Source organism: Leifsonia naganoensis (assembly GCF_013410615.1).
Taxonomy (GTDB): Bacteria; Actinomycetota; Actinomycetes; order Actinomycetales; family Microbacteriaceae; genus Leifsonia; species Leifsonia aquatica.
Window position 1 is genome coordinate 3,537,838 of record NZ_JACCHJ010000001.1, and the last position, 21,261, is coordinate 3,559,098.

The following is a 21,261-nucleotide window of genomic DNA, read 5'->3' on the forward strand; positions in this document are numbered from 1 at the left end:
AGCTTCTCTCCTTCAAAACCTGATCGTTCAGTAGCTTATTGCAGCCGCATCGGCGGCAGCACGGACTTAGAGGGTGTGCAGCGGCTTGCCCGCGAGGTACAGGAAGGCCTCGCCGAGCGACTCGTTCTGCGTGGGGTGCGCGTGGATGAACGGAGCGATGTCCTCCGGGTACGCCTCCCAGTTCACGGCCAGCTGGGCCTCGCCGATGAGCTCGCCCACGCGAGCGCCGATCATGTGCACGCCGACGACGGGGCCGTCGTTCACGCGGACGACCTTGACGGTTCCGCTGGTGCCGATGATCTCGCTCTTGCCGTTGCCGGCCAGGCTGTAGTCGTAGCTGCTGACCTGGTCCGCGCCGTACTGCTCGACCGCCTTGGCCTCGCTGAGGCCGACCGAGGCGACCTCGGGGTCGCAGTAGGTGACCTTGGGGATGTTGACGTCGGGGACGACGATCGGGTTGAGGCCCGCGATCTCCTCCGCGACGAAGATGCCCTGCTGGAAGCCGCGGTGCGCGAGCTGCAGACCGGGGACGATGTCGCCGACGGCGTAGACGCCCGGGATGTTGGTCTGCAGGCGCTCGTCGGTGATGACGAAGCCGCGGTCCATCGTGACGCCGACCTCGTCGTAGCCGAGGTTCGCGGTCTGCGGGCCGCGGCCGACGGCCACGAGCAGCAGCTCGGCCTCGACGGTGTCGCCGTTCTCGAGGGAGACGACGACGCCGCTCTCGTTCTGGGTCACGCCGGAGAAGCGGACGCCCAGGCGGTAGTCGATGCCGCGGCGGCGGAACGCGCGCTCCAGCGACTTGCTGATGGACTCGTCCTCGTTGGGGACGAGGTGGGGGAGGGCCTCGATGATCGTGACCTCGGCGCCGAACGACTTCCAGACGCTGGCGAACTCGACGCCGATGACGCCGCCGCCGAGCACGGCGACCTTCTTCGGGACGAAGTCGAGCTCGAGGGCCTGCTCGCTCGTGATGACGCGCCCGCCGATCTCCAGACCGGGGAGGCTGCGCGAGTACGAGCCGGTGGCGAGCACGACGTGCTTGCCGACGATGGTGTCCTCGCCGACCTGGACGGTCGTCGGGGAGGTCAGGCGGCCCTCGCCCTCGATGACGGTGATGCCGCGGGCCTTCACCAGGCCCTGGAGGCCCTTGTACTTCTTGGCGATGATGCCCTGGCGGTACTCCGTGACACCGTTGATGTCGATGCCCTGCAGCTCCGTGATGATGCCGTACTTCGCCGACTCACGGGAGTAGTCCGCGACCTCGGCCGCGTGCAGCAGCGCCTTGGTCGGGATGCAGCCGCGGTGCAGGCAGGTGCCGCCGACCTTGTCCTTCTCGATCATGCCCACGGTGAAACCGAGCTCGGCTGCACGCAGCGCTGCTGCGTAGCCTCCACTCCCACCGCCGAGCACCACAATGTCAAAGTTCTGCTCAGACACCCAGTTACTCCCTCGCGCATCAGGATTCGTGACACGATCCTGCCCCGAGGGGTGACTCCGGGCAGGCGTTGACGGGCGAGATCTTCTCGCCCATACGACCCTACTACTTCCGCGAAAAGTCCTCGGCCAAACGGACGAGCGCCCGTACGCTGACGGCGGACGGTCCCTTGCCGGTGAAGCCGTACGGCGACGCGGGTCCCTTGGCGGGTCCGGCGATGTCGAGGTGCGCCCACGGGATGCGCGGCGCGTCGTCGCCGTCGCCGGTGCGTCCGACGAACTCCTGCAGGAAGACGCCGGCGAGCAGCATCCCGCCCGCGGCCTGGCCGGGGTTGGCGTTCGCGATGTCGGCGACGTCGGAGTTGATGGTGGCGCGCAGCTCGCCCGACAGCGGCATCGGCCACAGCAGCTCACCACTGGTGCGGGACGCTGCGAGCACCTCGTCAACGAGGTCGTCGGAGCCCATCACGGCGGCGTAGCGCGTGCCGAGCGCGACCATGGCCGCACCCGTGAGGGTGGCGACGTCGACGATCGCGTCGGGGTGCTCCTCGCTCGCGGCGGCGAGGCCGTCGGCCAGCACCAGGCGGCCCTCGGCGTCGGTGTTCAGCACCTCGACCGTGCGGCCGTCGCGGATGCGCAGCACGTCGTTGGGGCGGATCGCCGAGCCGGACGGCATGTTCTCCGCGAGGCAGAGCCAGGCCGTGACCCGCACGGGAAGGGCGAGCTGCGCCGCGGCGATCGCGACGGCGAGCACGGTCGCGGCGCCCGTCATGTCGTACTTCATCCCCACCATGCCGGAGGCCGGCTTGAGCGAGAGGCCGCCCGAATCGAAGGTGATGCCCTTGCCCACCAGGGCGAGGTGGCGGCTCGCGCCCGCCGGCGCGTAGTCGACCTTCACCAGACGCGGCGGGCGGGTCGAGCCCTGCCCGACGCCGAGAATGCCGCCGAAGCCGCCTTCGGCGAGTGCCGCCTCGTCCCAGACGGTGATGTCGACGGGCAGGCCGGCCGCGGCCTCCTGCGCACGCTCCGCGAACGTCTCCGGGTAGAGGTCGAGCGGCGGCATGTTGACGAGGTCCTTGACCAGCGAGGCGGCACCGGCGACGGCGGCGGCGCGAGCCAGGAGGTCGTCACCGGCAGCCTCGGACGGCTCGCCGATCACGGTGATCGCGGACACCGGGCTCTTCGCCGTGCTCTTCTCGCGGTACTCGGTGTAGGAGTAGGAGCCCAGCGCGGCCCCCTCGATCACGGCGCCGAGCAGGCCGTCGCTCTCGGCGGGCAGCTCGACGGCCACGCGGGGGGTTCCGGCCAGCTGGCGGATCGCGCTGCCGGCGGCGTAGCGGAGGGCGTCCTCGTCGAGGTCGTCGCCCAGCCCGATGACGGCGAGCGACGGGCCGCCGTCGGTGCCGGGGAGGCGGACCAGCTCATCGCGGCCGCCGCCGAAGGCGACGGCGGCGAGCTGCGCCGCGAGGGCGTCCCGGCCCGGTCCGGACAGCACCGCGATCTCGTCGCGCGAGACGCGGGCGCCGACCACGAGGACGTCGGAGGAGGTGAGGGAGGAGGAATCGGAGGCGAGCGAGAGAGCGGGAACCGTCATGATCCGACCCTAACCCGCCTCCGCGTCCGCCTGTTCGCTGTGGGCGTGCTGCGAGGCCGCCGTCCGCACGGCCGGGGCGCGTGGGGTCGGCCTAGAGTTGATGCATGCGACACCCCGCCGATCTGTTCGAGCTCAACCCGGCCGTCGAGGTCCCCGAGGGCCTCCCGCTGGTCGCCGGGCTGACCGGATTCGCCGACGCGGGCGCCGGCGTCAGCCAGCTCGGGACCTATCTGCTCGGCACGCTCGACAGCGAGGTCGTCGCGACCTTCGACGCCGACATCCTGCTCGACTACCGGGCGCGCCGCCCGATCATCTACTTCGACCAGGACCACCTGGCCGACTACCAGCCGGCGACGCTGAAGCTGTACCTCGCGTACGACGAGCTGCGCCAGCCGTTCCTCCTGCTCTCGGGCTTCGAGCCCGACTTCCGCTGGGAGGCCTTCACCGAGGCGGTGCTCGGCCTGATCGAGCAGTACCGCGTGCGGAGCGTCACCTGGGTGCACGCCATCCCGATGCCGGTGCCGCACACGCGGCCGATCGGCGTGACCGTCAGCGGCAACCGGTCCGAGCTGATCGAGACGATGTCGGTGTGGAAGCCGCAGACCCAGGTCCCCGGCAACGCGCTGCACCTGCTGGAGTACCGCCTGCAGCACCTGAACCACCCGACCGCGGGATTCGTCCTCCTGATCCCGCACTACCTCGCCGACACGGAGTACCCCGCCGCCGCGATCGCGGGGCTGGACTCGATCAGCGCGGCGACCGGACTCATCTTCCCGAGCGACCGTCTGCGCCAGGAGGACCGCGACTTCATCGCCAACATCGATGAGCAGGTCGCCGGCAACGCCGAGCTCGCGAAGCTCGTCGGCACGCTCGAGGAGCGGCACGACACGTACATGGAGGACAACCAGCCGCGGTCGCCCCTCACGGACCGCGACGGCGAGCTGCCCTCGGCCGACGAGATCGCCGCCGAGCTGGAGAACTTCCTCGCCTTCCGCCGCCACGGCGACGAGGAGAACGGCGACCGCTGAGCCGGCCGGGCTCCCGGCCCCTCGGGCGTATCCGATCCCTCCCGCGCATCCGGCCTAGACTCGTGGGGTGAACTCGCGGCGCTCCTGGTTCGTCTTCGGGATCGGCGCCTTCGCCTATCTCGTGGCGGTGACGCAGCGCACCACGATCGGCGTCGCGGGAGTCGCAGCGACAGACCGCTTCCATGTCTCTGCGTCGGTGCTCTCGACGCTGGCCGTCGTCCAGTTGATCGTGTACGCCGCGATGCAGATCCCCGTCGGTGTGCTGATCGACCGGATCGGCTCCCGCTGGCTCATGATCATCGGCACCGCGCTGATGGTCGCGGGTCAGGTCGCCGTCGCCTTCGCGCCGACCATCTCGATCGCCATCCTCGGCCGCATCCTCGTGGGCGCCGGCGACGCCACCGTCTTCACCTCGGTGATGCGGCTCGTGAACTCGTGGTTCCGCGGCCGCATCGTGCCGCAGCTCTCGCAGTGGATCGGCAACATCGGGCAGCTCGGACAGGTGCTCTCCGCGGTCCCGTTCGCCCTCGTCCTGCACCTGTCGGGATGGACGATCGCCTTCCTCTCCGCGGCCTCCCTCTCCGTCATCGCCTTGATCGCGATCGTCGTCGCCATCACGGACCGTCCGGTCGGCTCCTCCGAGGGCCCGCGTCCGGCGACCTGGGCGGACTCGCTGCGGCAGCTGCGGATCAGCCTCGCGCGGCCGGGCACGCAGCTCGGATTCTGGTCGCACTTCGTCACCCAGTCCTCCGGCACGGTGTTCAGCCTGATGTGGGGGCTGCCGTTCATGGCGTTCGCCCTCGGGATCGATCCGGCCGAGGCGTCCGCGCTGCTGATCGTCTCGGTGGTCGCCGGCCTGATCGCGGGCCCCATCCTCGGACTGCTCACCGCGCGGCACCCGCTGCGGCGCAGCAACCTGGTGCTCGGCATCGTGGCGATGATGGGCGTGGTGTGGGCCGTCGTCCTCCTCTGGCCGGGAGTCCCTCCGGTCTGGCTCCTCGTGGTGCTCCTGATCGCCATCGGCATCGGGGGTCCCGGCTCGCTGATCGGCTTCGACTTCGCCCGGACCTCCAACCCGCTGCACAGCCTCGGCTCGGCGAACGGCATCGTCAATGTCGGGGGATTCCTGGCGAGCTTCGTGATGATGTTCCTCATCGGCGTCGCCCTCGACCTCCAGAACGGCGCCCGCGTCGCAGCGGGCGCCACCGCCGATCTCTATGCGCTCGACTCGTTCCGCTGGGCGTTCGCCATCCAGTACCTGATCATCGGGACCGGTGTGGTCTTCCTGGTGCGGGCGCGCAGGCGCACCCGCCGCCGCCTGCAGGAGGACGAGGGAATAGAAGTGGCCCCGATCTGGGTTGCACTGTCAGACGCATGGCGGAGGCGGAGCGGCCAGCAGCCGTTCTGACGCAGAGGCTCAGGAGCAGAGGATCCGCTTCGTGCGCGGCGGTCGACGTGGTCGGGAGAACGCGTGAATCGTGCAATAATTGATCACTGGACCCGTTCATATCCTGTTGGGTCGGAGCATTCGACGATGCCCGACGTTCCCCCCAGGACTTGACATGGGTCTTAGTAATGTCCGCACGCAACCCTGAGCCACGGCGGAACCGCGAGGAATCCGGCCTCCGCTTGGTATTGAAAGGTGTTCACATGGCAACCCGTGCAGCAACGAAGGCCCCCGAGGCCGACACGGTCGAGGAGACGGTGGCGGGCGCCGAGGGCGCGGCCACCACCACGACCGCGAAGAAGACGACGACGGCGAAGAAGACCGCGGCCAAGAAGCCGGCGGCGAAGAAGACGGCGACCAAGCCCAAGGGTCGCGCGGCGGACGACGACGAAGAGGTCGACGAGGACGCCGAGGTCGAGGTCGAGGAGGACGCGGACGAGACCGCCGACGCCGAGGAGACGGACGACGCGGACGAGACCGTCCAGAAGCCAGCCGACGTCGCAGCCGCGGCTGTCGCGGCCGCTCCGCTGCCGACCGACGCGCTCGTGCTCCGCGCGGTCGACGAGGACGACGACATCCCCGTCTACTCCACCACCATCACCGGTGCGACGGCCGACCCGGTCAAGGACTACCTGAAGCAGATCGGCAAGGTCCCCCTGCTGAACGCGGCGGAGGAGGTCGAGCTCGCGATGCGCATCGAGGCGGGACTCTTCGCCGAGGACAAGCTCGCGAACACCCCGAACATGCCGAAGGAGCTCGAGCGCGAGCTCCGCTGGGTCGCCCGCGACGGCCAGCGCGCCAAGAGCCACCTGCTCGGCGCCAACCTGCGCCTCGTGGTCAGCCTGGCCAAGCGCTACACCGGCCGCGGCATGCAGTTCCTGGACCTGATCCAGGAGGGCAACCTGGGCCTCATCCGCGCGGTCGAGAAGTTCGACTACACCAAGGGCTTCAAGTTCTCCACGTACGCGACCTGGTGGATCCGTCAGGCCATCACCCGCGCCATGGCGGACCAGGCCCGCACCATCCGCATCCCGGTGCACATGGTCGAGGTCATCAACAAGCTCGCCCGCGTGCAGCGCCAGATGCTGCAGGACCTGGGCCGCGAGCCCACCCCCGAGGAGCTGTCGAAGGAACTCGACATGACCCCGGAGAAGGTCATCGAGGTCCAGAAGTACGGGCGCGAGCCCATCTCGCTGCACACCCCGCTCGGCGAGGACGGCGACAGCGAGTTCGGCGACCTGATCGAGGACACCGAGGCGGTCGTCCCGGCCGACGCGGTGGGCTTCACCATGCTGCAGAAGCAGCTGGAGAGCCTGCTCGACTCCCTCTCCGAGCGCGAGGCGGGCGTGATCCGCATGCGCTTCGGCCTGGGCGACGGCATGCCGAAGACGCTCGACCAGATCGGTGACACCTTCGGCGTGACGCGCGAGCGCATCCGCCAGATCGAGTCGAAGACGATGGCGAAGCTGCGCCACCCGTCCCGCTCGCAGTCGCTGCGCGACTACCTCGAGTAAACCGGTGCGGTATCGATTGGCGGTCGTCGCCGGCCGCCTCGCCCGCTGGCTTTTGCGCCTGCGGGGCGGGGGGTCGGCGGTGCCCGGCCGGGTCGCGCTCGCGATCGCTCCGGCGTTCCTCGAGCGCGCCGTCAGCCGGTTGCCGCTCGGCGTGGTGTTCGTCTCCGGCTCGAACGGCAAGTCGACCACCACGAACATGCTCACCGCGATCCTGCGCGAGCACGGTCTCGAGGTCTTCACGAACCCGTCCGGCGGCAACCTGCCGCAGGGGATCGCCTCGGCGCTGCTCGCCGACGTCCCGCTCGACGGGTACGTGCGCGGCGACGTCGGCGTGATCGAGGTCGACGAGGCGTACGGCGTCGACCTCGCCACCCTGCTGAAGCCGCGGGGTTCCCTGCTCCTCAACGTGCAGATCGACCAGCTCAACCGCTTCTTCGAGCCCACGCGCGTCGTCGGGATGCTGCGCTCCATTGCGGAGACCTCCTCGGAGTTCGTGGTGGTCAACGCGGACGACGACAGCCTGGCCCGGGTCGGCGCCGATCTCGCTGCTGCGGGACGCGACGTGTCGACCTTCGCCGTGGCTCCCTCCCTCATCGAGTCGGCCCCCAACGGGCTGGCCAACGTGGAGGACCTGACCGGCGTCGCCGCCGGCGCCCTCCCGGTCCCCTCTGTGTTCGTCTCCGCGCTGGAGCTGCAGAGCGCTCAGCTCACGATCGGCGGCGAGCACGTGCGCATCGGCCTGCCTGCGCGCGGCCTGCACTACGCCGTCGATGCGGCGGGCGCGACGGCCATGGCGCGGCGCCTCCTCGGCGACCGGTTCCGGTCGAACGCGGTGGTCGCGGCCATGGCCTCCCTCCGCACCGTCTACGGCCGCGGCGAGACCCTGCGGGTCGGTGACGAGGACATCGAGATCATCATGATGAAGAACCCGCCGAGCCTGCAGCTCAACCTCGACTATCTGGCCGCGTCGCCCGAGCAGGTCTTCGTCGCCGTCGACGAGGGGACGCCAGACCCGTCGTGGGTCTACGACATCGACCTGTCGAAGCTCGAGCAGGTGCACATCGTGTCCGGCACGAAGGCCTGGCAGTTCGCGACCCGGTTCGCGTACGCGGGCATCCCGGTCGACCAGGTCGTCCCGGAGCTCAAGCCGGCTCTCGCCGCCTTCCTCGCACTGCCGAAGCCGTCGCACGGCACCAAGACCATGATCGTCAACTACGAGCAGATGATGCTGATCCGCAAACAGCTCGGGTTCCTCGACCTGGAAGGCGGCGAGCGGTGAGCGTGCTGCGCATCCTCCACCTGTACCCGCGCGAGCTGGGCATCAACGGCGACGCCGGCAACGTGCTCGCCCTCGTCGAACGCGCCCGCTGGCGCGGCATCGAGGCCGAGGTCGTCCACCACGCACCCGGCGGCGAGCTGCCGGCGAGTGCCGACATCGTCCACATCGGCTCCGGCCCGCTGTCCGCTCAGCGTGCCGTGCACGCCGACGTGCTGCAGATCGCCGGCCGCCTGCGGGACTGGCGCGACGCCGGCGTCCCGATCCTCGCGGTCGCGGGAGGCTGGCAGCTGCTCGGCCGCGAACTGGTGACGCCCGAGGGGGAGACGCTCGAGGGCGCTCAGGTGTTCCCGAGCCGCGCCGTGCTGGGCACGGCACGCCACGTGGGCGAGATCGTCGTGCGCAGCACGGAGCTCGGCAGCCTGGCCGGGTTCGAGAACCACTCCGCCCGCACCGAGCTGGAGGGCGGCGAGCCGCTGGGCCGCGTGCTTAGCGGGACGGGCAACGATGGCGCGTCCGAGGGCGTGACCGTCGGTGCGTCGATCGGCACCCACCTGCATGGTCCGGTGCTGCCGATGAACCCGGTGCTGGCCGATCGGCTGCTCGCGACCGCGCTGCGCGCCGAGCTGCCGCCGGTGTCGCAGACCGAGCGGGTCGACCGCTACGCGACGAACGCGCGTCGTGCGATCGCGGACAGGCTCGGCGTCTCGCTCTAGCGAGCTCCGCTAGCCGACGTAGACGCGCGGGACCCGTGCGGCCACGCCGGTGATCATCTCGTCGGCGATGGTCTCCGCCCAGTCCGCCCAGGTCTCGGCCGTCGCCTCGCCGTCGGTGCCCGGGCCGAAGAGGACGGCCGGGTCACCCGCACGCACTCTCGTGTCGCCGGCATCCACGAGCATCGAATCGGTCTCGACGGCGACGACGGGGCAGCGGCGGCCCGCCAGCAGTACGGACGCCTTCGCGATCCCCAGGGTCGGAACGCCGTCCCCGTAGCCGATGCCGATGCGGACGCGGGTGGTGCCGTCGACGTGCACCTCGGTCACGGGAGCCTCCAGTCGCATCGCCGGGATCAGCCCGAGCTCGGCGCCGGTGGCGTCATCGAAGGGGGAGAAGCCGTAAGCGGCGATGCCGAAGCGGACGAGGTCGAAGCGGGCCTCCGGCATGCGGATGCCCGCCGAGCTCGCGGCCAGGTGCAGGATCTCGAAGCGCGCGCCGCGGGCCTCGGCCTCGGCGACCGCCTCGCGGAACTCGGCGAGGGCGCGCCTGTCCTCCTCGAGGGAGGCGTCGGCGAGGTGCGACCAGGCGGCGCGGACGCGGACGATGCCGCGTTCCTGCAAGGCCAGCGCCGCATCCACGAGACCGGGCCAGTCGGCCCGCGTCGCGCCGTTGCGGCTGAGTCCTGTGTCGACCTTGAGATGCACCACGGCGGGGCGGTCGGCGCCCGCTGCGGCGATCGCGTCGAGCTGCCAGCGGGCGGAGATCCCGAGCTGGATGTCGTTCTCGATGGCAGCGCGCCAATCGGTGTCCTGCCCGTGCAGCCAGGCGAGCAGCGGCGCCGTGACGCCGGCGCGTCGCAGTACGAGTCCGGCGGGGACCTCGAGCACGGCGAGGGAGGTGGCGCCCGCTTCGAGCCCCGCCTCGGCGATGGGGAGGAGGCCGTGGCCGTAGGCGTCGGCCTTGACGGCGAGCATCACCTCGGCCGGTGCGGCGATCGCGGCGAGGTGGGCGACGTTGCGCCGGAGGGCGGCGAGGTCGATGACGGCGCGGGGCAGCGGCTCGGCGATGGCGTCGACGATCGTCATGCGCTGTGCACCCTCTCGATGCGCCGGCCGAGCCGGCTGGTGATGACGGGGGCGGCGACGCCGATGGAGTCGGCCCAGTCGAGCACGGTCGGCTCCCCACGGGCCGGGTCGCCGAACAGGACGACGGGATCGCCGGGAGAGGCGTCGCCCTCGCCGATGTCGACGACGAACTGATCCATCGCGATCCGGCCGGTCACCCGGCCTCGCGTCGCGCCGACCTGGACGGGCGCCTTGTTCGAGGCGACCCGGAGGATGCCGTCGGCGTAACCGAGCGCGACCAGCACGAGCGTGGTCGGGTTCGTCGTGCGGTAGGTGTACCCGTAGGAGACACCGCGGTCCGCCTCCACACGCTTGACGGCGATGATCTCGCCGGTGAGGCGCATCGCGGGCGGGGTCGCCGCGGCCGAGTCGAGACCGAAGAGCTCCGGTCCGAGCAGCGCACCCGCGCCGGGTCCGGGGCCGCCGACGGTGACGCGGGAGTCGATGCCGTCGTCCGCGAGCGCGGCGGCGTCTTCGATGCGGGAGACGACGAAACCGCCGACCCCCGCAGCGGACAGCGCACGTGCCACGGGGATGAGCCCGTGGCCGTACGCGTCCGCGCGGAGATCGGCGGTGGAGTCGTGGAGGGACGCGCTGAGCGCCGCTGCGGTGGAGCGGACGACGGCGAGGTCGATCATGGCGCGCCTGCGCACGCCGTGCCCTGCTGTCATCGTCCGGTCAGCCTCGCGGTCGACGCGGCCGCGTTACGCGCGCTGCTCTTCGAACAGGCGAGCGGTCTCGTCGTGCCAGCTGTGGGCGATCTCCGAGAGCTTCTCCTGGTGCTTCTTGCCGTGGTGCGCACAGAACAGCAGCTCGCCGTTGTTCACGACGACGCGGATGTAGGCCTGTGCTCCGCAGCTGTCGCACCGATCGGCAGCAGTCAGCTGCGGCCCCGAAGCGAGCTCGTCAACCGCATCGTTCTCCGAAGTGATCGTCGACATGTGATGCTCCTTTCAGTCGCAACCGGTGAACTCGGTACCTCTATAGAACCACGCCCGGCGGGTAATCCATCGCGCATTGCCTGCTATTTCGCTCAACGCGTAGCCTCACGGGCGCTGGGTGTCGGTGACGGAGGGTGTCCCCGGTGTTGTCTACGCTGGAAGGAGCACGACGCCCGCATCCTCCGGGCGCACCCGGAACGCAAGGAGCACTCGTGGCGAGCTCAGACTATTCGGCCAGGCATCTGTCGGTGCTGGAGGGGCTCGAGGCCGTCCGCAAGCGTCCCGGGATGTACATCGGCTCGACCGACTCGCGCGGCCTCATGCACTGCCTCTGGGAGATCATCGACAACTCCGTCGACGAGGCGCTGGCCGGGTACGGCACGGCGATCGACGTCATCCTGCATCCCGACGGCAGCGTCGAGGTGCGCGACACCGCGCGCGGCGTCCCGGTCGACGTGGAGCCCAAGACCGGTCTCACCGGCGTGGAGGTCGTGTTCACCAAGCTGCACGCCGGCGGCAAGTTCGGGAGCGGCTCGTACGCGGCGTCCGGCGGTCTGCACGGCGTCGGCGCCTCGGTCGTGAACGCCCTCTCGGAGCGGCTCGACGTCGAGGTCGACCGCGACGGCAAGACGTGGGCCATGTCGTTCCACCGCGGTGAGCCCGGCGTGTTCGCCGACGGCGCGGGCGGTCCGAGCCCGGACGCCGCCTTCTCGCCGTTCGTCAGCGGCAGCGAGCTGCGGGTGGCCGGCAAGGTCGCCAAGGCGAAGACGGGCACGCGCGTACGCTACTGGGCAGACCGCCAGATCTTCACCAAGGGCGCAGCCTTCTCCGTCGAGGACCTCGTCGGCCGGGCTCGCCAGACCGCTTTCCTGGTCCCGGGTCTCGCGATCACCATCGACGACAAGCGCACGCCCGAGGGCGAGCGCACCACGTTCCAGTACGAGGGCGGCATCTCGGAGTTCGTCGAGTTCCTCGCCCCCGACGCGCCGATCACCGACACCTGGCGCCTCCAGGGCGAGGGCACGTTCACCGAGACCGTCCCCGTGCTCTCCGACACCGGGGCGATGATCCCGACCGAGCTGACCCGCACCTGCGAGGTCGACATCGCCCTGCGGTGGGGGACCGGCTACGACACCGTCATGCGCAGCTTCGTCAACATCATCGCCACGCCCAAGGGCGGCAGCCACCAGACCGGGTTCGATCAGGGACTGCTGAAGTTCCTCCGCGCCCAGGTCGAGCAGAACGCCCGGCGTCTCAAGGTCGGCAACGACAAGCTCGACAAGGACGACGTGCTCGCCGGACTGACGGCCGTGCTGACGGTGCGCCTCCCCGAGCCGCAGTTCGAGGGCCAGACGAAGGAGGTGCTCGGCACTCCCGCCGTCCGCAACATCGTCGCCCAGGTCATCCAGAAGACGCTGACCGAGCGGTTCACCTCGTCGAAGCGCGACGACAAGGCCCAGGCGGCGCTCGTGCTCGACAAGGTCGTCGCCGAGATGAAGTCCCGCATCTCCGCCCGCGCCCACAAGGAGACGCAGCGCCGCAAGAACGCGCTCGAGACCTCGTCCCTGCCGGCGAAGCTGGTCGACTGCCGTTCGAGCGACGTCGCCAACAGCGAGCTGTTCATCGTCGAGGGCGACTCGGCGCTCGGTACGGCCCGGCGCGCCCGCGACAGCGAGTACCAGGCCCTCCTGCCCATCCGCGGCAAGATCCTGAACGTGCAGAAGGCCTCCGTGTCGGACATGCTCTCGAACGCCGAGTGCGCCGCGATCATCCAGGTGATCGGCGCCGGTTCGGGCCGCAGCTTCGACCTCGCGACCGCGCGCTACGGCAAGGTCATCATCATGAGCGACGCCGACGTGGACGGTGCGCACATCCGCACACTCCTGCTCACCCTGTTCTTCCGGTACATGCGGCCGATGATCGAGGAGGGGCGCGTGTTCGCGGCCGTCCCGCCGCTGCACCGCGTCATCGTGCAGAACCCCGGCTCCAAGCCGAACGAGACGATCTACACGTACTCGGAGGCCGAGCTGAACGCCGTCCTCGCCGATCTGGCGAAGCGCGGCAAGAAGCACCAGGAGCCCATCCAGCGCTACAAGGGTCTCGGTGAGATGGATGCGGACCAGCTGGCGACCACGACGATGGACCGCGCGCACCGCACCCTGCGACGCGTGCGCGTCCCCGACGCCGAGGCCGCCTCGCGCGTGTTCGAGCTGCTCATGGGCAACGACGTCGCCCCGCGCAAGGAGTTCATCATCGCGGGCGCCGACGACCTCAGCCGCGCGCGCATCGACGCGTAGCCTCCCCAGCCGGCCCGCGTCCGGCTCGCGTCCGTTCGCGAGATGTGAGTTGTTGCGGGTGCCGGGAGGCCCGCACCCGCAACGAGTCACGTCTCGCGAGGGGCGAGAGGCGCGGGAGCGGGTCAGCCGATCTGGCGGCCGACCGACCCCACGACCATGTCGAGCGGGGTGCCGGAGGCGTCGCGGCGTGCGCCGCCCTCGGGCAGGGTGCGCGCGGCGCCGTCCGTACCGACCGCGAGCGCCGGCCCACGGCCGACCCAGGCGAGCGAGAGCTCGCCCTCGCCCTTGAGGAAGCGCTGGGCGCGCACGCCGCCGGTGGCGCGTCCCTTGGCGGGGAACTCCGCCAGGTCGCTGACCTTGCCGCTGCCGGGGTCGGTGCCGGGCAGGGTCTGCCCGCCGGTCGCGATCGTGACGACGACCGCGGACTCCTTCTCGTCGGCCGGGACCGCGCCGAAGGAGAGCACGCGTGCGCCGTCCCCGAGGTTGATGCCCGCCATGCCGCCGGCCGAACGGCCCTGGGGGCGCACGGCGGAGGCGGGGAAGCGGAGCAGCTGGGCATCGCTGGCGACGAACACGAACTCGTCCGTGTCCTCGACCTGCACGGCCCCGACGACCTCGTCACCGGGCTTGAGCGCGATGATCTCGAACTCCGGCTTGTTGGCCCAGTCGCCGGCGACCACGCGCTTCACGACGCCCTGACGGGTGCCGAGCGCGATGGTGCGGGCGTCGTCGAGCGAGACGATGGCGAGGATGCGCTCCTTCTTGTCGGCGAGGGCGAGATAGTCGCCCACCTTGACGCCGGCGCCCAGCTGGATGGAGTTGAGCGGCGCGGCGGGCAGGTCGACGGGGGAGAAGCGGATGAGCCGGCCGGTGTTCGTGACGGCGCCGATCTCGGCGCGGCTCGTCGTGTCGAGCTGCGAGAGGATCGCGTCGTGCTTGCTGCGCCGGGCCGGCGGCTGGATGCGGGCGAGGGCCCCCGGCTCGATGCCCTCCGCCGGGGCGGGCTCGTCCACGCGCAGGATGCGGCCGGTGGTCGAGAGGAAGACGCGGCACGGTACGTCGGCGACCTCGAGCTGTACCTGGGCGGCCTTGCCCCGGCCGGAGGTGCCGGCGATGGAGGGCTTGGCCTCCGTCAGCAGGGTGCGGCGCGGGGTGCCGAACTTCGCGGCGACCTGCTCCAGCTCGTCCGAGACGAGCTCGTTGATGCGCTGACGGCTCGCGAGGAGCGCCTCCAACTCGGCGATCTCGGCACGGAGCTGGTCGCGCTCGGTCTCGAGCTCGATGCGGGAGAACCGGGTGAGGCGGCGCAGACGCAGCTCGAGGATGTAGTCGGCCTGCAGCGTGCTGAGGTCGAACACCTGCATGAGGCGCGTGCGGGCCTGCTCGGTGTCGTCGGACGAGCGGATGACCTGGATGACCTCGTCGATGTCGAGGATCGCGATGAGGAGGCCCTCGACGAGGTGCAGGCGCTCCTTGCGGCGGGCGAGGCGGAACTCGGACCGGCGGGTGACGACGCGCACGCGGTGGTCGAGGTAGACCGAGAGGAGTTCGCGCAGGCCGAGGGTCTGCGGCCCGCCCTCGACGAGGGCGACGTTGTTGATCGAGAAGCCCTCCTCGAGCGGCGTGTGCCGGTAGAGCTGCTCGAGCACGGCGTCCGGGCTGAACCCGGTCTTGATGCCGATGACGAGGCGCAGGCCGTTCTGCCGGTCGCTCAGGTCGGTGACGTCGGAGATGCCGTTGAGCTTCTTGGCGCCGACACCGTCCTTGATCTTCTCGATGACCTTCTCGGGGCCGACCATGTACGGCAGCTCGGTGACGACGAGGCCGCTCTTGCGGGCCGTGATCGCCTCGACGGCGACCTTGGCGCGCATCCGGAAGCTGCCGCGTCCGGTCGCGTACGCGTCCCGCACGCCGGCCAGACCGGCGATCGTGCCTCCGCACGGGAGGTCCGGGCCGGGCACGTAGGCCATCAGGTCGTCGAGCGTGGCGTCGGGGTTCTCGAGCAGGTGCCGTGCGGCGCCGACGACCTCGATGAGGTTGTGCGGGGCCATGTTGGTCGCCATGCCCACCGCGATGCCGCTCGCACCGTTGACGAGCAGGTTCGGGAAGGCAGCGGGCAGCACGTCCGGCTGCATGAGCTGGGCGTCGTAGTTGGGGACGAAGTCGACGACGTCCTCGTCGAGGTCCTCCGCGAGGGCGAGCGCCGCCGCCGTCAGGCGCGCCTCGGTGTACCGCGCGGCCGCTGGGCCGTCGTCGAGCGAGCCGAAGTTGCCGTGTCCGTCGACGAGGGGGACGCGGAGGGTGAAGTCCTGGGCCATGCGCACGAGCGCGTCGTAGATCGCGCTGTCGCCGTGCGGGTGGAGCTTTCCCATCACCTCGCCGGTGACGCGCGCCGACTTCACGTGACCGCGGTCTGGTCGCAGACCCATCTCGGTCATCATGTACAGGATGCGGCGCTGGACCGGCTTGAGGCCGTCGCGGGCGTCCGGGAGGGCGCGGGAGTAGATGACCGAATAGGCGTACTCGAGGAACGAGCCCTGCATCTCCGTCGTGACGTCGACGTCTTCGATGCGTTCGGTGATGCCGGCCGGGGTCTGGTCGTCTGCTGGTGTCATTCGTGCATTCTCGGGAAGGGCGGTGGGGCTCCGCCTGCGTGTGCCAGACTGGGCCGGATGTCCCCCATGCTACCGGCCGCGTTCACGACGAGGACGAGCCTTGCCGCGGTTCTGCCGAGTTCGCTCGCCGCGGTGCAGGGCGAGGCGAACGACCTGGGACTGCCGGCGCTGGAGCACGTGGTGGTGATCGTCGTCGACGGTCTCGGCGCCGCCTCCCTCAAGGCCCGATCCGGGCACGCGCGCACGCTCGCGCCGCTGCTGGGGAAGACCACCACGATCGACGCCGGCTTCCCGACCACGACCGCGTCCGCGCTGACCACGCTGACGACCGGGACGCAGCCGGGGGAGCACGGCATGGTCGGCTACCGCGTGCGCGACGACGCCGGCCGCCTGACCAACCAGCTCAGCGGCTGGGACGACCGGATGGACCCGGCGACCTGGCAGCGTTCGCAGACGGTCTTCGAGCGGGCCGCCGGCCTCGGGATCGCGTCTCGCGCCATCGGGCTGCCGAAGTACGCCGACTCGGGCTTCACGGCCGCGGCGCTCCGGGGGGCGGAGTTCCTCGGCGGACGGACGATGGCGGACCGGTTCGAGATCGCCGAGTCCGTCGTCGCAGGCGCCGGCCCTGGCATCACCTACCTCTATGTCGCGGAGCTCGACCAGCTCGCCCACGCCAAGGGGTGGGAGTCGCCGGAGTGGACGGCCGCGCTGGAGACGCTCGACGCCCTCGTCGCCGGCTTCGCCCGCCGGCTCGGCCCGGGCCGAGCCGCCTTGCTCACCGCCGACCACGGTGTGATCGACGTCCCCGAGAGCGGCCACGTGCTGTTCGACACCGCTCCGGAGCTCCTGGAGGGGGTGGACGCCATCGGCGGAGAACCGCGCTTCCTGCACCTCTACACGGAGGCGGGAGCCGATCCCGACGCGGTGGCCGAGCGCTGGCGCGGCGTCGAGGGCGAGCGCTCCTGGATCGCCACGCGGGCCGAGGCCGTCGAGGCGGGCTGGTTCGGCGCGACGGTGGACCCGGCGGTGGCGCCGAGGATCGGGGATGTCCTGGTCGCGACGCGCAAGCGCATCGCCTACTACGACTCGCGGGACCTGTCCCGCGGAGGCCGCAACATGGTGGGCCAGCACGGTTCGCTCACCGCGGAGGAGACCAGGGTCCCGCTGCTGCGGTTCGGAGCGGCGGCCTAGCGGGTCAGGCCAGGTCGTCGTCCGTGCGGGCGCCGAACACGATCTCGTCCCAGCTCGGCATGGACGCGCGACCCTTGCGGCGGCCTCCCGCGCTCGGGTTCTGCTCGGTGGTCGTGGTGACCGTCGCGCTCTCGAGCGCACCGGGATCCGCGGCCGCGATGGCCTCGTCGACGATGCGGAACGGCGTCGGGGCGGAGACCGGCGCGGCGCCTTCGGGCTGTGCAGGCGGGGTGGGCGCCGCGGGGGCCTCGGGCTTCTCGTCGTAGGTCGCGGCCTCGCGCTCGCCCCGGCGGCGGCGGAGCGCCTCCAGCAGGTCGGCGGTCTGGTGCAGGTCGCGCGGGGTCTCGTCGTCGGCGCGGTTGATGGCGGAGACGGTGATGGAGTTGCTCGCCCCGGCGCGTCCGGCCGTCAGCGGCTCGATCGGCGTGGTGATCTCGGGGCCGAGCAGGTCGGCCACGGGTTCGGGGAAGTTGAAGGCGCCACTGTCGAAGCGGGAGGTGTCCGGCTCGCCCTCGTCGGGCAGCACGGCGCGCAGCCGCGGGATCAGCGTTCCCCCGCGGAGCTCGCCGGCCTGCGACAGCGTGGTCGCCTCCGAGTTGAGGGGAGCGAGGCCGTGCTTGCGCGCGTCGTACGACCAGCGCGCGTCGTGGTCGATCTCGTCGGCGGTGAACTCGAGCTTGACGATCCAGCCGGTCTCCGAGTCCTTCCAGCTCGCCCAGCGCTCTCCCGAGACGCCGAGGGAGGCGAGGCGGTCGCGGATGACGGAGCCGAACGTGTCCGGTTCGCCCAGCGGGTCGACCTCGGCTGCCGTGCGGACGGGGACGCTGAGTGCGCTCGCGACGATGTGCTCGCGCTCGGCGACGATCGGTCCCTCGAAGCGCTGGACGTACTCCAGCGGGGCTCCGGTGACGGCGGAGACGTCCTCCGCGGACATGCCGGAGCGGATGTGGGCCTGGACCTCCCGGGGCGAGAGCTTGACCGCCTCCGTGGACGTCTGCTGCCGCACCTGGCGGATCTTCGACTGCAGGGCGTCGTCGACGGCGATGCGGAATCGCTCACCGTCGTCGCCGACGGCGACGATCGCGCCGTTCTCGACCCCGATGACCTTCAAATCCTGCATGTGGATGCCTTCCGAACTCGCGTGCGTACCGGGCCAGGATGCCACGGGAACGGAGGTGGGACGGGGAATACGCCGGGCGTGCCGGAAGTTGATACCTCCGCAATCGCTGAGAGGCTCCCGAGTGGTTTTGCTATTCCTTGGCGATTGATGCAAACTATCGCCGCCGATTGCGAGAATCGGCCGTTACGTACGAGAAGTGGATGGGCATGGCAACGGATTACGACGCACCGCGGAAGACCGAGGACGACTCCGAGTCGATCGAGGCCCTCAAGGAGCGAGTTCCGGACAAGATGTCCGGCGTTGTCGACGTCGAGGACGCCGACAACCCGGGTGGCTACGAGCTCCCTGGCGCCGACCTCTCGGACCTCGACCTCGACGTCGTGGTGCTCCCGCCGCAGGCGGACGAGTTCACCTGTGTGAACTGCTTCCTGGTGAAGCACCGCTCGCAGATCGACCACGAGAGCAAGCTCGGACCGATCTGCGTGGAGTGCGCCGCCTGAGCGACGCACCGCACGAACGTCAGCGTTCCCCCGAACTCTGGCGAGCCTCCTCGAGAACCCGGACCAACTGGTCCGGGTTTCTTGTTGAGAGCAGCCAGTAGGGCGTCGGGTCGTCGAGGTCGGCGACCGGCACCTTCACGACCGGCTTGATCCAGCCGCGGATGAGCAGCCAGGCGCGCGCGTCGAGGCGCTGGCCGCGCTCCAGGGTCGCGGCGTCGCCGGTGTACGCCGACGGCGTGGCGGTCAGGGAGAGCGGGATGTGCGCCCGGCCGGCGATCAGCTCGTCCTTCGTCACCCGCAGCGTGGGGGCCGAGACGATCAGCGCGACGACGATCGCGACGTAGAACACGATCGCCAGGACGACGCCCACCGTGAAGTTGATGGGCGCGAACACGAGCATGACCGCGGGGATGATGAGCAGGGTCGAGATGAAGAGCCAGGGGGTCGCCCAGAGCCGCTCACGGTAGAGGTCCATGGTCCCTATTCGATCAGACTTCTGCACTACCCTCGACACGTGACCGATTCCGTCGACGTCCCGATCATCGCCGAGCTCCTCCCCACCTACGCCCATCCGGGCGACGCCGGGGCCGATCTCTGCGCTGCGGAGGCCGTGACGCTGGCCCCGGGGGAGCGGTACACCGTCGCCACCGGCGTCTCGATCGCCCTGCCGGACGGGTATGCGGCATTCGTCGTCCCGCGCAGCGGGCTCGCCATGCGGCACGGCATCACGATCGTCAACTCGCCCGGAACGGTCGACGCGGGCTACCGCGGGGAGATCCGCGTGACCGTCCTCAACACGGACAGGTCGATGCCGTACGATATCGCCGTCGGCGACAGGATCGCCCAGCTGATCGTCATGCCGGTCACGCGCGCCCGGTTCATCCCCGTCGACACCTTGCCGGACAGCCACCGCGGCACCGCGGGCTTCGGCTCGTCCGGATACACCGTGACCCAGTCAGGAGACCACGCTTGAGCGACACCAGCGACACCCCGGAGAACATCGACGCGACCGAGGTCGACGCCGACGAGTCCGCTCCGGAGACGCAGGACGCCCCCGACGACGCGAAGTCGGCTCCGGACGACCGCGAGACGGAGGGGCCTCTCGACGAGAGCGAGGCCAACCCCGTCCGCCCCTACGTCGACCTCGGCGGCGTGAAGGTCCTGCCCCGCGAGGGCCTGCACCTGCGCCTGGAGGTCGAGGAGGAGTCGCAGCGCGTCGTCGCCGTCGGCCTCGACTACGCGAACTCCACGCTCCAGGTCCAGCCGTTCGCGGCACCACGCTCCAGTGGTCTCTGGCACGAGATCCGCGCCCAGATCGCCGACCAGGTCGAGCGTCAGGGTGGTCGCATCAGCGAGCGCGACGGCGTCTTCGGTCCCGAGCTGATCGCCGAGATCCCGGTCGCGGCCCCGCAGGGCAAGCCCGGAGAGACCCGGGTCGCCCGGTTCGTCGGCGTCGACGGTCCGCGCTGGTTCCTCCGCGGTGTGATCGCGGGCGACGCGGCCATCAAGCCGGAGGCCGCGGCGCTGGTGGAGGACCTCTTCCGCAGCATCGTCGTCGTCCGCGGTTCCGTCCCCATGCCCCCGCGCGACCTCATCCCGCTGCGGATGCCGGCCGCACCGTCGGCGGGCGCCGACAACGGCTACACCTCGCTGTAGGCGCGCATGGCAGAGCAGGAACCGCAGGAGCCGGAGCGCGTCGAGCACGACGACCACGCCCAGAAGGACGAGGTCGCGGCGAGCGTCGGCGAGAGCCTCGCCCGCGCGGCCCGCAAGTCCGGGCTCGGGCAGCTGACCGAGGGGGACGCCCCGACGGGCGCTGCGCTCCTCGGTGCGCTCGGCGGTGTGCGCGGCCTCGCCGAGACGATCCTCCCGGGCCTGGTCTTCCTCATCCTCTTCACGTTCACCGAGAACGTGCCCCTCTCGATCGGCTGCTCGGTCCTCGTCGCGGTGATCTTCACGGTGGTGCGGATCGTCGGCAAGACCCCCGTGACGCAGGCGGTCGCCGGACTCATCGGCGTCGGCGTCTCCGCGATCCTGGCGCTCATCACCGGTCGCGGCGAGGACAACTTCCTCCTCGGCATCTGGACGAACGCCGCGTACGGAGCCGCCCTCCTCATCTCGATCGTGGTGCGTTGGCCCCTGATCGGCCTCGCGGCGGGCTACCTGATGGGCGACGGGCTCGCCTGGCGGAGCGTCCGCTCGAAGTTCCGCGTGATGCAGGCGCTGACGTTCCTCTGGTTCGTCCTCTTCGCCGCCCGGCTGCTCGTGCAGGTGCCGCTGTACCTGGCGCACACGCCCGAGGCGACCAGCGCGCTCGCCCTCACCAAGCTGCTGATGGGCGTCCCGTTGTACGCGCCGCTCCTCCTGGTGACGTACTTCGTCGTCCGCGGCCAGTTCCCGCAGCAGACGCCTCCCCAGAAGACGCCGCCGAAGCCGGCCGGCACGTAGGCCGCTGATCCG

At 70.7% G+C, this 21,261-nt stretch carries 19 protein-coding genes; 11 read left to right on the plus strand and 8 right to left on the minus strand.

What is annotated here, in order from left to right:
• Positions 1-66: 66 nt before the first annotated feature.
• Together lpdA and HNR14_RS17070 are read right to left on the minus strand one after the other, a co-directional pair.
• Entirely contained in the window at positions 67-1,440 is a 1,374-nt protein-coding gene (gene lpdA, locus HNR14_RS17065) for a dihydrolipoyl dehydrogenase (RefSeq protein ID WP_179701966.1), read from the minus strand.
• A 103-nt stretch (positions 1,441-1,543) separates the two neighbouring features.
• Positions 1,544-3,031 carry a leucyl aminopeptidase gene (locus HNR14_RS17070; protein ID WP_179701967.1) on the minus strand — a complete coding sequence of 496 codons (1,488 nt, stop codon included), beginning with the start codon at positions 3,029-3,031 and terminating at the stop codon, positions 1,544-1,546.
• A 104-nt stretch (positions 3,032-3,135) separates the two neighbouring features.
• Here HNR14_RS17070 and HNR14_RS17075 point away from each other — a divergent pair, with 104 nt between their 5' ends.
• The 5 genes from HNR14_RS17075 (at position 3,136) to HNR14_RS17095 (ending at position 9,012) form a co-directional block, all read left to right on the plus strand.
• Positions 3,136-4,059, plus strand: a complete 924-nt coding sequence (locus tag HNR14_RS17075) for a proteasome assembly chaperone family protein (protein ID WP_021764699.1) — start codon at positions 3,136-3,138, stop codon at positions 4,057-4,059.
• A 67-nt stretch (positions 4,060-4,126) separates the two neighbouring features.
• A complete protein-coding gene (locus HNR14_RS21425; protein ID WP_179701968.1) occupies positions 4,127-5,467 on the plus strand; it encodes an MFS transporter in 1,341 nt (446 codons plus the stop codon).
• A 242-nt stretch (positions 5,468-5,709) separates the two neighbouring features.
• A complete protein-coding gene (locus HNR14_RS17085) occupies positions 5,710-7,020 on the plus strand; it encodes an RNA polymerase sigma factor (protein WP_179701969.1) in 1,311 nt (436 codons plus the stop codon).
• 4 nt (positions 7,021-7,024) lie between these two features.
• Positions 7,025-8,299: a MurT ligase domain-containing protein gene (locus HNR14_RS17090; protein WP_179701970.1), complete on the plus strand. Its 1,275-nt coding sequence runs from the start codon at positions 7,025-7,027 to the stop codon at positions 8,297-8,299.
• Complete coding sequence (locus HNR14_RS17095) at positions 8,296-9,012, plus strand: cobyric acid synthase (RefSeq protein ID WP_179701971.1); 717 nt, start codon at positions 8,296-8,298, stop codon at positions 9,010-9,012. The genes HNR14_RS17090 and HNR14_RS17095 overlap by 4 nt, the downstream gene beginning before the upstream one ends.
• A 9-nt stretch (positions 9,013-9,021) precedes the next feature.
• On the opposite strand, the gene alr is transcribed toward HNR14_RS17095, so the two are convergent.
• From alr to HNR14_RS17110, 3 genes are read right to left on the minus strand one after another with little or no spacing between them, the layout of a single operon-like run.
• Positions 9,022-10,098 (minus strand): alanine racemase, encoded by a 1,077-nt coding sequence (alr, locus tag HNR14_RS17100; RefSeq protein WP_179701972.1) that lies wholly within the window; start codon positions 10,096-10,098, stop codon positions 9,022-9,024.
• Positions 10,095-10,808: an alanine racemase C-terminal domain-containing protein gene (locus tag HNR14_RS17105; RefSeq protein WP_218875065.1), complete on the minus strand. Its 714-nt coding sequence runs from the start codon at positions 10,806-10,808 to the stop codon at positions 10,095-10,097. Before HNR14_RS17105 ends, alr begins: the two co-directional genes overlap by 4 nt.
• A gap of 33 nt (positions 10,809-10,841) precedes the next feature.
• Positions 10,842-11,078, minus strand: a complete 237-nt coding sequence (locus tag HNR14_RS17110; RefSeq protein WP_021764610.1) for a DUF7455 domain-containing protein — start codon at positions 11,076-11,078, stop codon at positions 10,842-10,844.
• 212 nt (positions 11,079-11,290) lie between these two features.
• On the opposite strand from HNR14_RS17110, the gene HNR14_RS17115 reads away from it, so the two are divergent.
• Positions 11,291-13,375 (plus strand): DNA gyrase/topoisomerase IV subunit B, encoded by a 2,085-nt coding sequence (locus HNR14_RS17115; RefSeq protein ID WP_179701973.1) that lies wholly within the window; start codon positions 11,291-11,293, stop codon positions 13,373-13,375.
• 122 nt (positions 13,376-13,497) lie between these two features.
• Here the strand turns inward: HNR14_RS17115 and HNR14_RS17120 are convergent, their stop codons facing one another.
• On the minus strand, positions 13,498-15,990 hold the full coding sequence (locus HNR14_RS17120; RefSeq protein ID WP_179701974.1) for a DNA gyrase/topoisomerase IV subunit A: 2,493 nt from the start codon (positions 15,988-15,990) through the stop codon (positions 13,498-13,500).
• A gap of 57 nt (positions 15,991-16,047) precedes the next feature.
• Between HNR14_RS17120 and HNR14_RS17125 the strand changes: the two genes are divergently transcribed.
• Positions 16,048-17,181: an alkaline phosphatase family protein gene (locus tag HNR14_RS17125; RefSeq protein WP_246311592.1), complete on the plus strand. Its 1,134-nt coding sequence runs from the start codon at positions 16,048-16,050 to the stop codon at positions 17,179-17,181.
• A gap of 4 nt (positions 17,182-17,185) precedes the next feature.
• Here HNR14_RS17125 and sepH read toward each other — a convergent pair whose 3' ends face one another.
• Entirely contained in the window at positions 17,186-18,301 is a 1,116-nt protein-coding gene (gene sepH, locus HNR14_RS17130) for a septation protein SepH (protein WP_179701975.1), read from the minus strand.
• A gap of 206 nt (positions 18,302-18,507) precedes the next feature.
• Here sepH and HNR14_RS17135 point away from each other — a divergent pair, with 206 nt between their 5' ends.
• Entirely contained in the window at positions 18,508-18,801 is a 294-nt protein-coding gene (locus tag HNR14_RS17135; protein WP_039920738.1) for a DUF4193 domain-containing protein, read from the plus strand.
• A 19-nt stretch (positions 18,802-18,820) separates the two neighbouring features.
• Here the strand turns inward: HNR14_RS17135 and HNR14_RS17140 are convergent, their stop codons facing one another.
• Complete coding sequence (locus HNR14_RS17140) at positions 18,821-19,276, minus strand: DUF3093 domain-containing protein (protein ID WP_179701976.1); 456 nt, start codon at positions 19,274-19,276, stop codon at positions 18,821-18,823.
• A gap of 39 nt (positions 19,277-19,315) precedes the next feature.
• Here HNR14_RS17140 and dut point away from each other — a divergent pair, with 39 nt between their 5' ends.
• The 3 genes from dut to HNR14_RS17155 are packed head-to-tail and all read left to right on the plus strand — an operon-like array spanning position 19,316 to position 21,249.
• The gene (gene dut, locus HNR14_RS17145; protein ID WP_179701977.1) at positions 19,316-19,774 is read left to right on the plus strand and encodes a dUTP diphosphatase; all 459 of its coding nucleotides are present in this window, start codon (positions 19,316-19,318) and stop codon (positions 19,772-19,774) included.
• Between the two features lie 26 nt (positions 19,775-19,800).
• Positions 19,801-20,457, plus strand: a complete 657-nt coding sequence (locus HNR14_RS17150; protein ID WP_155828936.1) for a DUF3710 domain-containing protein — start codon at positions 19,801-19,803, stop codon at positions 20,455-20,457.
• A 6-nt stretch (positions 20,458-20,463) separates the two neighbouring features.
• Positions 20,464-21,249, plus strand: a complete 786-nt coding sequence (locus HNR14_RS17155) for a DUF3159 domain-containing protein (RefSeq protein ID WP_021755220.1) — start codon at positions 20,464-20,466, stop codon at positions 21,247-21,249.
• Positions 21,250-21,261 lie beyond the last annotated feature (12 nt).

Bases quoted from the DNA above. Each gene is read 5' to 3' on its own strand.
- HNR14_RS17105 (WP_218875065.1), bottom strand. From the start codon at position 10,808: ATGACAGCAGGGCACGGCGTGCGCAGGCGCGCCATGATCGACCTCGCC.
- HNR14_RS17125 (WP_246311592.1), top strand. From the start codon at position 16,048: ATGTCCCCCATGCTACCGGCCGCGTTCACGACGAGGACGAGCCTTGCC.
- HNR14_RS17085 (WP_179701969.1), top strand. From the start codon at position 5,710: ATGGCAACCCGTGCAGCAACGAAGGCCCCCGAGGCCGACACGGTCGAG.
- HNR14_RS17140 (WP_179701976.1), bottom strand. From the start codon at position 19,276: ATGGACCTCTACCGTGAGCGGCTCTGGGCGACCCCCTGGCTCTTCATC.
- HNR14_RS17070 (WP_179701967.1), bottom strand. From the start codon at position 3,031: ATGACGGTTCCCGCTCTCTCGCTCGCCTCCGATTCCTCCTCCCTCACC.
- HNR14_RS17155 (WP_021755220.1), top strand. From the start codon at position 20,464: ATGGCAGAGCAGGAACCGCAGGAGCCGGAGCGCGTCGAGCACGACGAC.
- alr (WP_179701972.1), bottom strand. From the start codon at position 10,098: ATGACGATCGTCGACGCCATCGCCGAGCCGCTGCCCCGCGCCGTCATC.
- HNR14_RS17135 (WP_039920738.1), top strand. From the start codon at position 18,508: ATGGCAACGGATTACGACGCACCGCGGAAGACCGAGGACGACTCCGAG.
- HNR14_RS17110 (WP_021764610.1), bottom strand. From the start codon at position 11,078: ATGTCGACGATCACTTCGGAGAACGATGCGGTTGACGAGCTCGCTTCG.
- HNR14_RS17075 (WP_021764699.1), top strand. From the start codon at position 3,136: ATGCGACACCCCGCCGATCTGTTCGAGCTCAACCCGGCCGTCGAGGTC.
- HNR14_RS17120 (WP_179701974.1), bottom strand. From the start codon at position 15,990: ATGACACCAGCAGACGACCAGACCCCGGCCGGCATCACCGAACGCATC.
- sepH (WP_179701975.1), bottom strand. From the start codon at position 18,301: ATGCAGGATTTGAAGGTCATCGGGGTCGAGAACGGCGCGATCGTCGCC.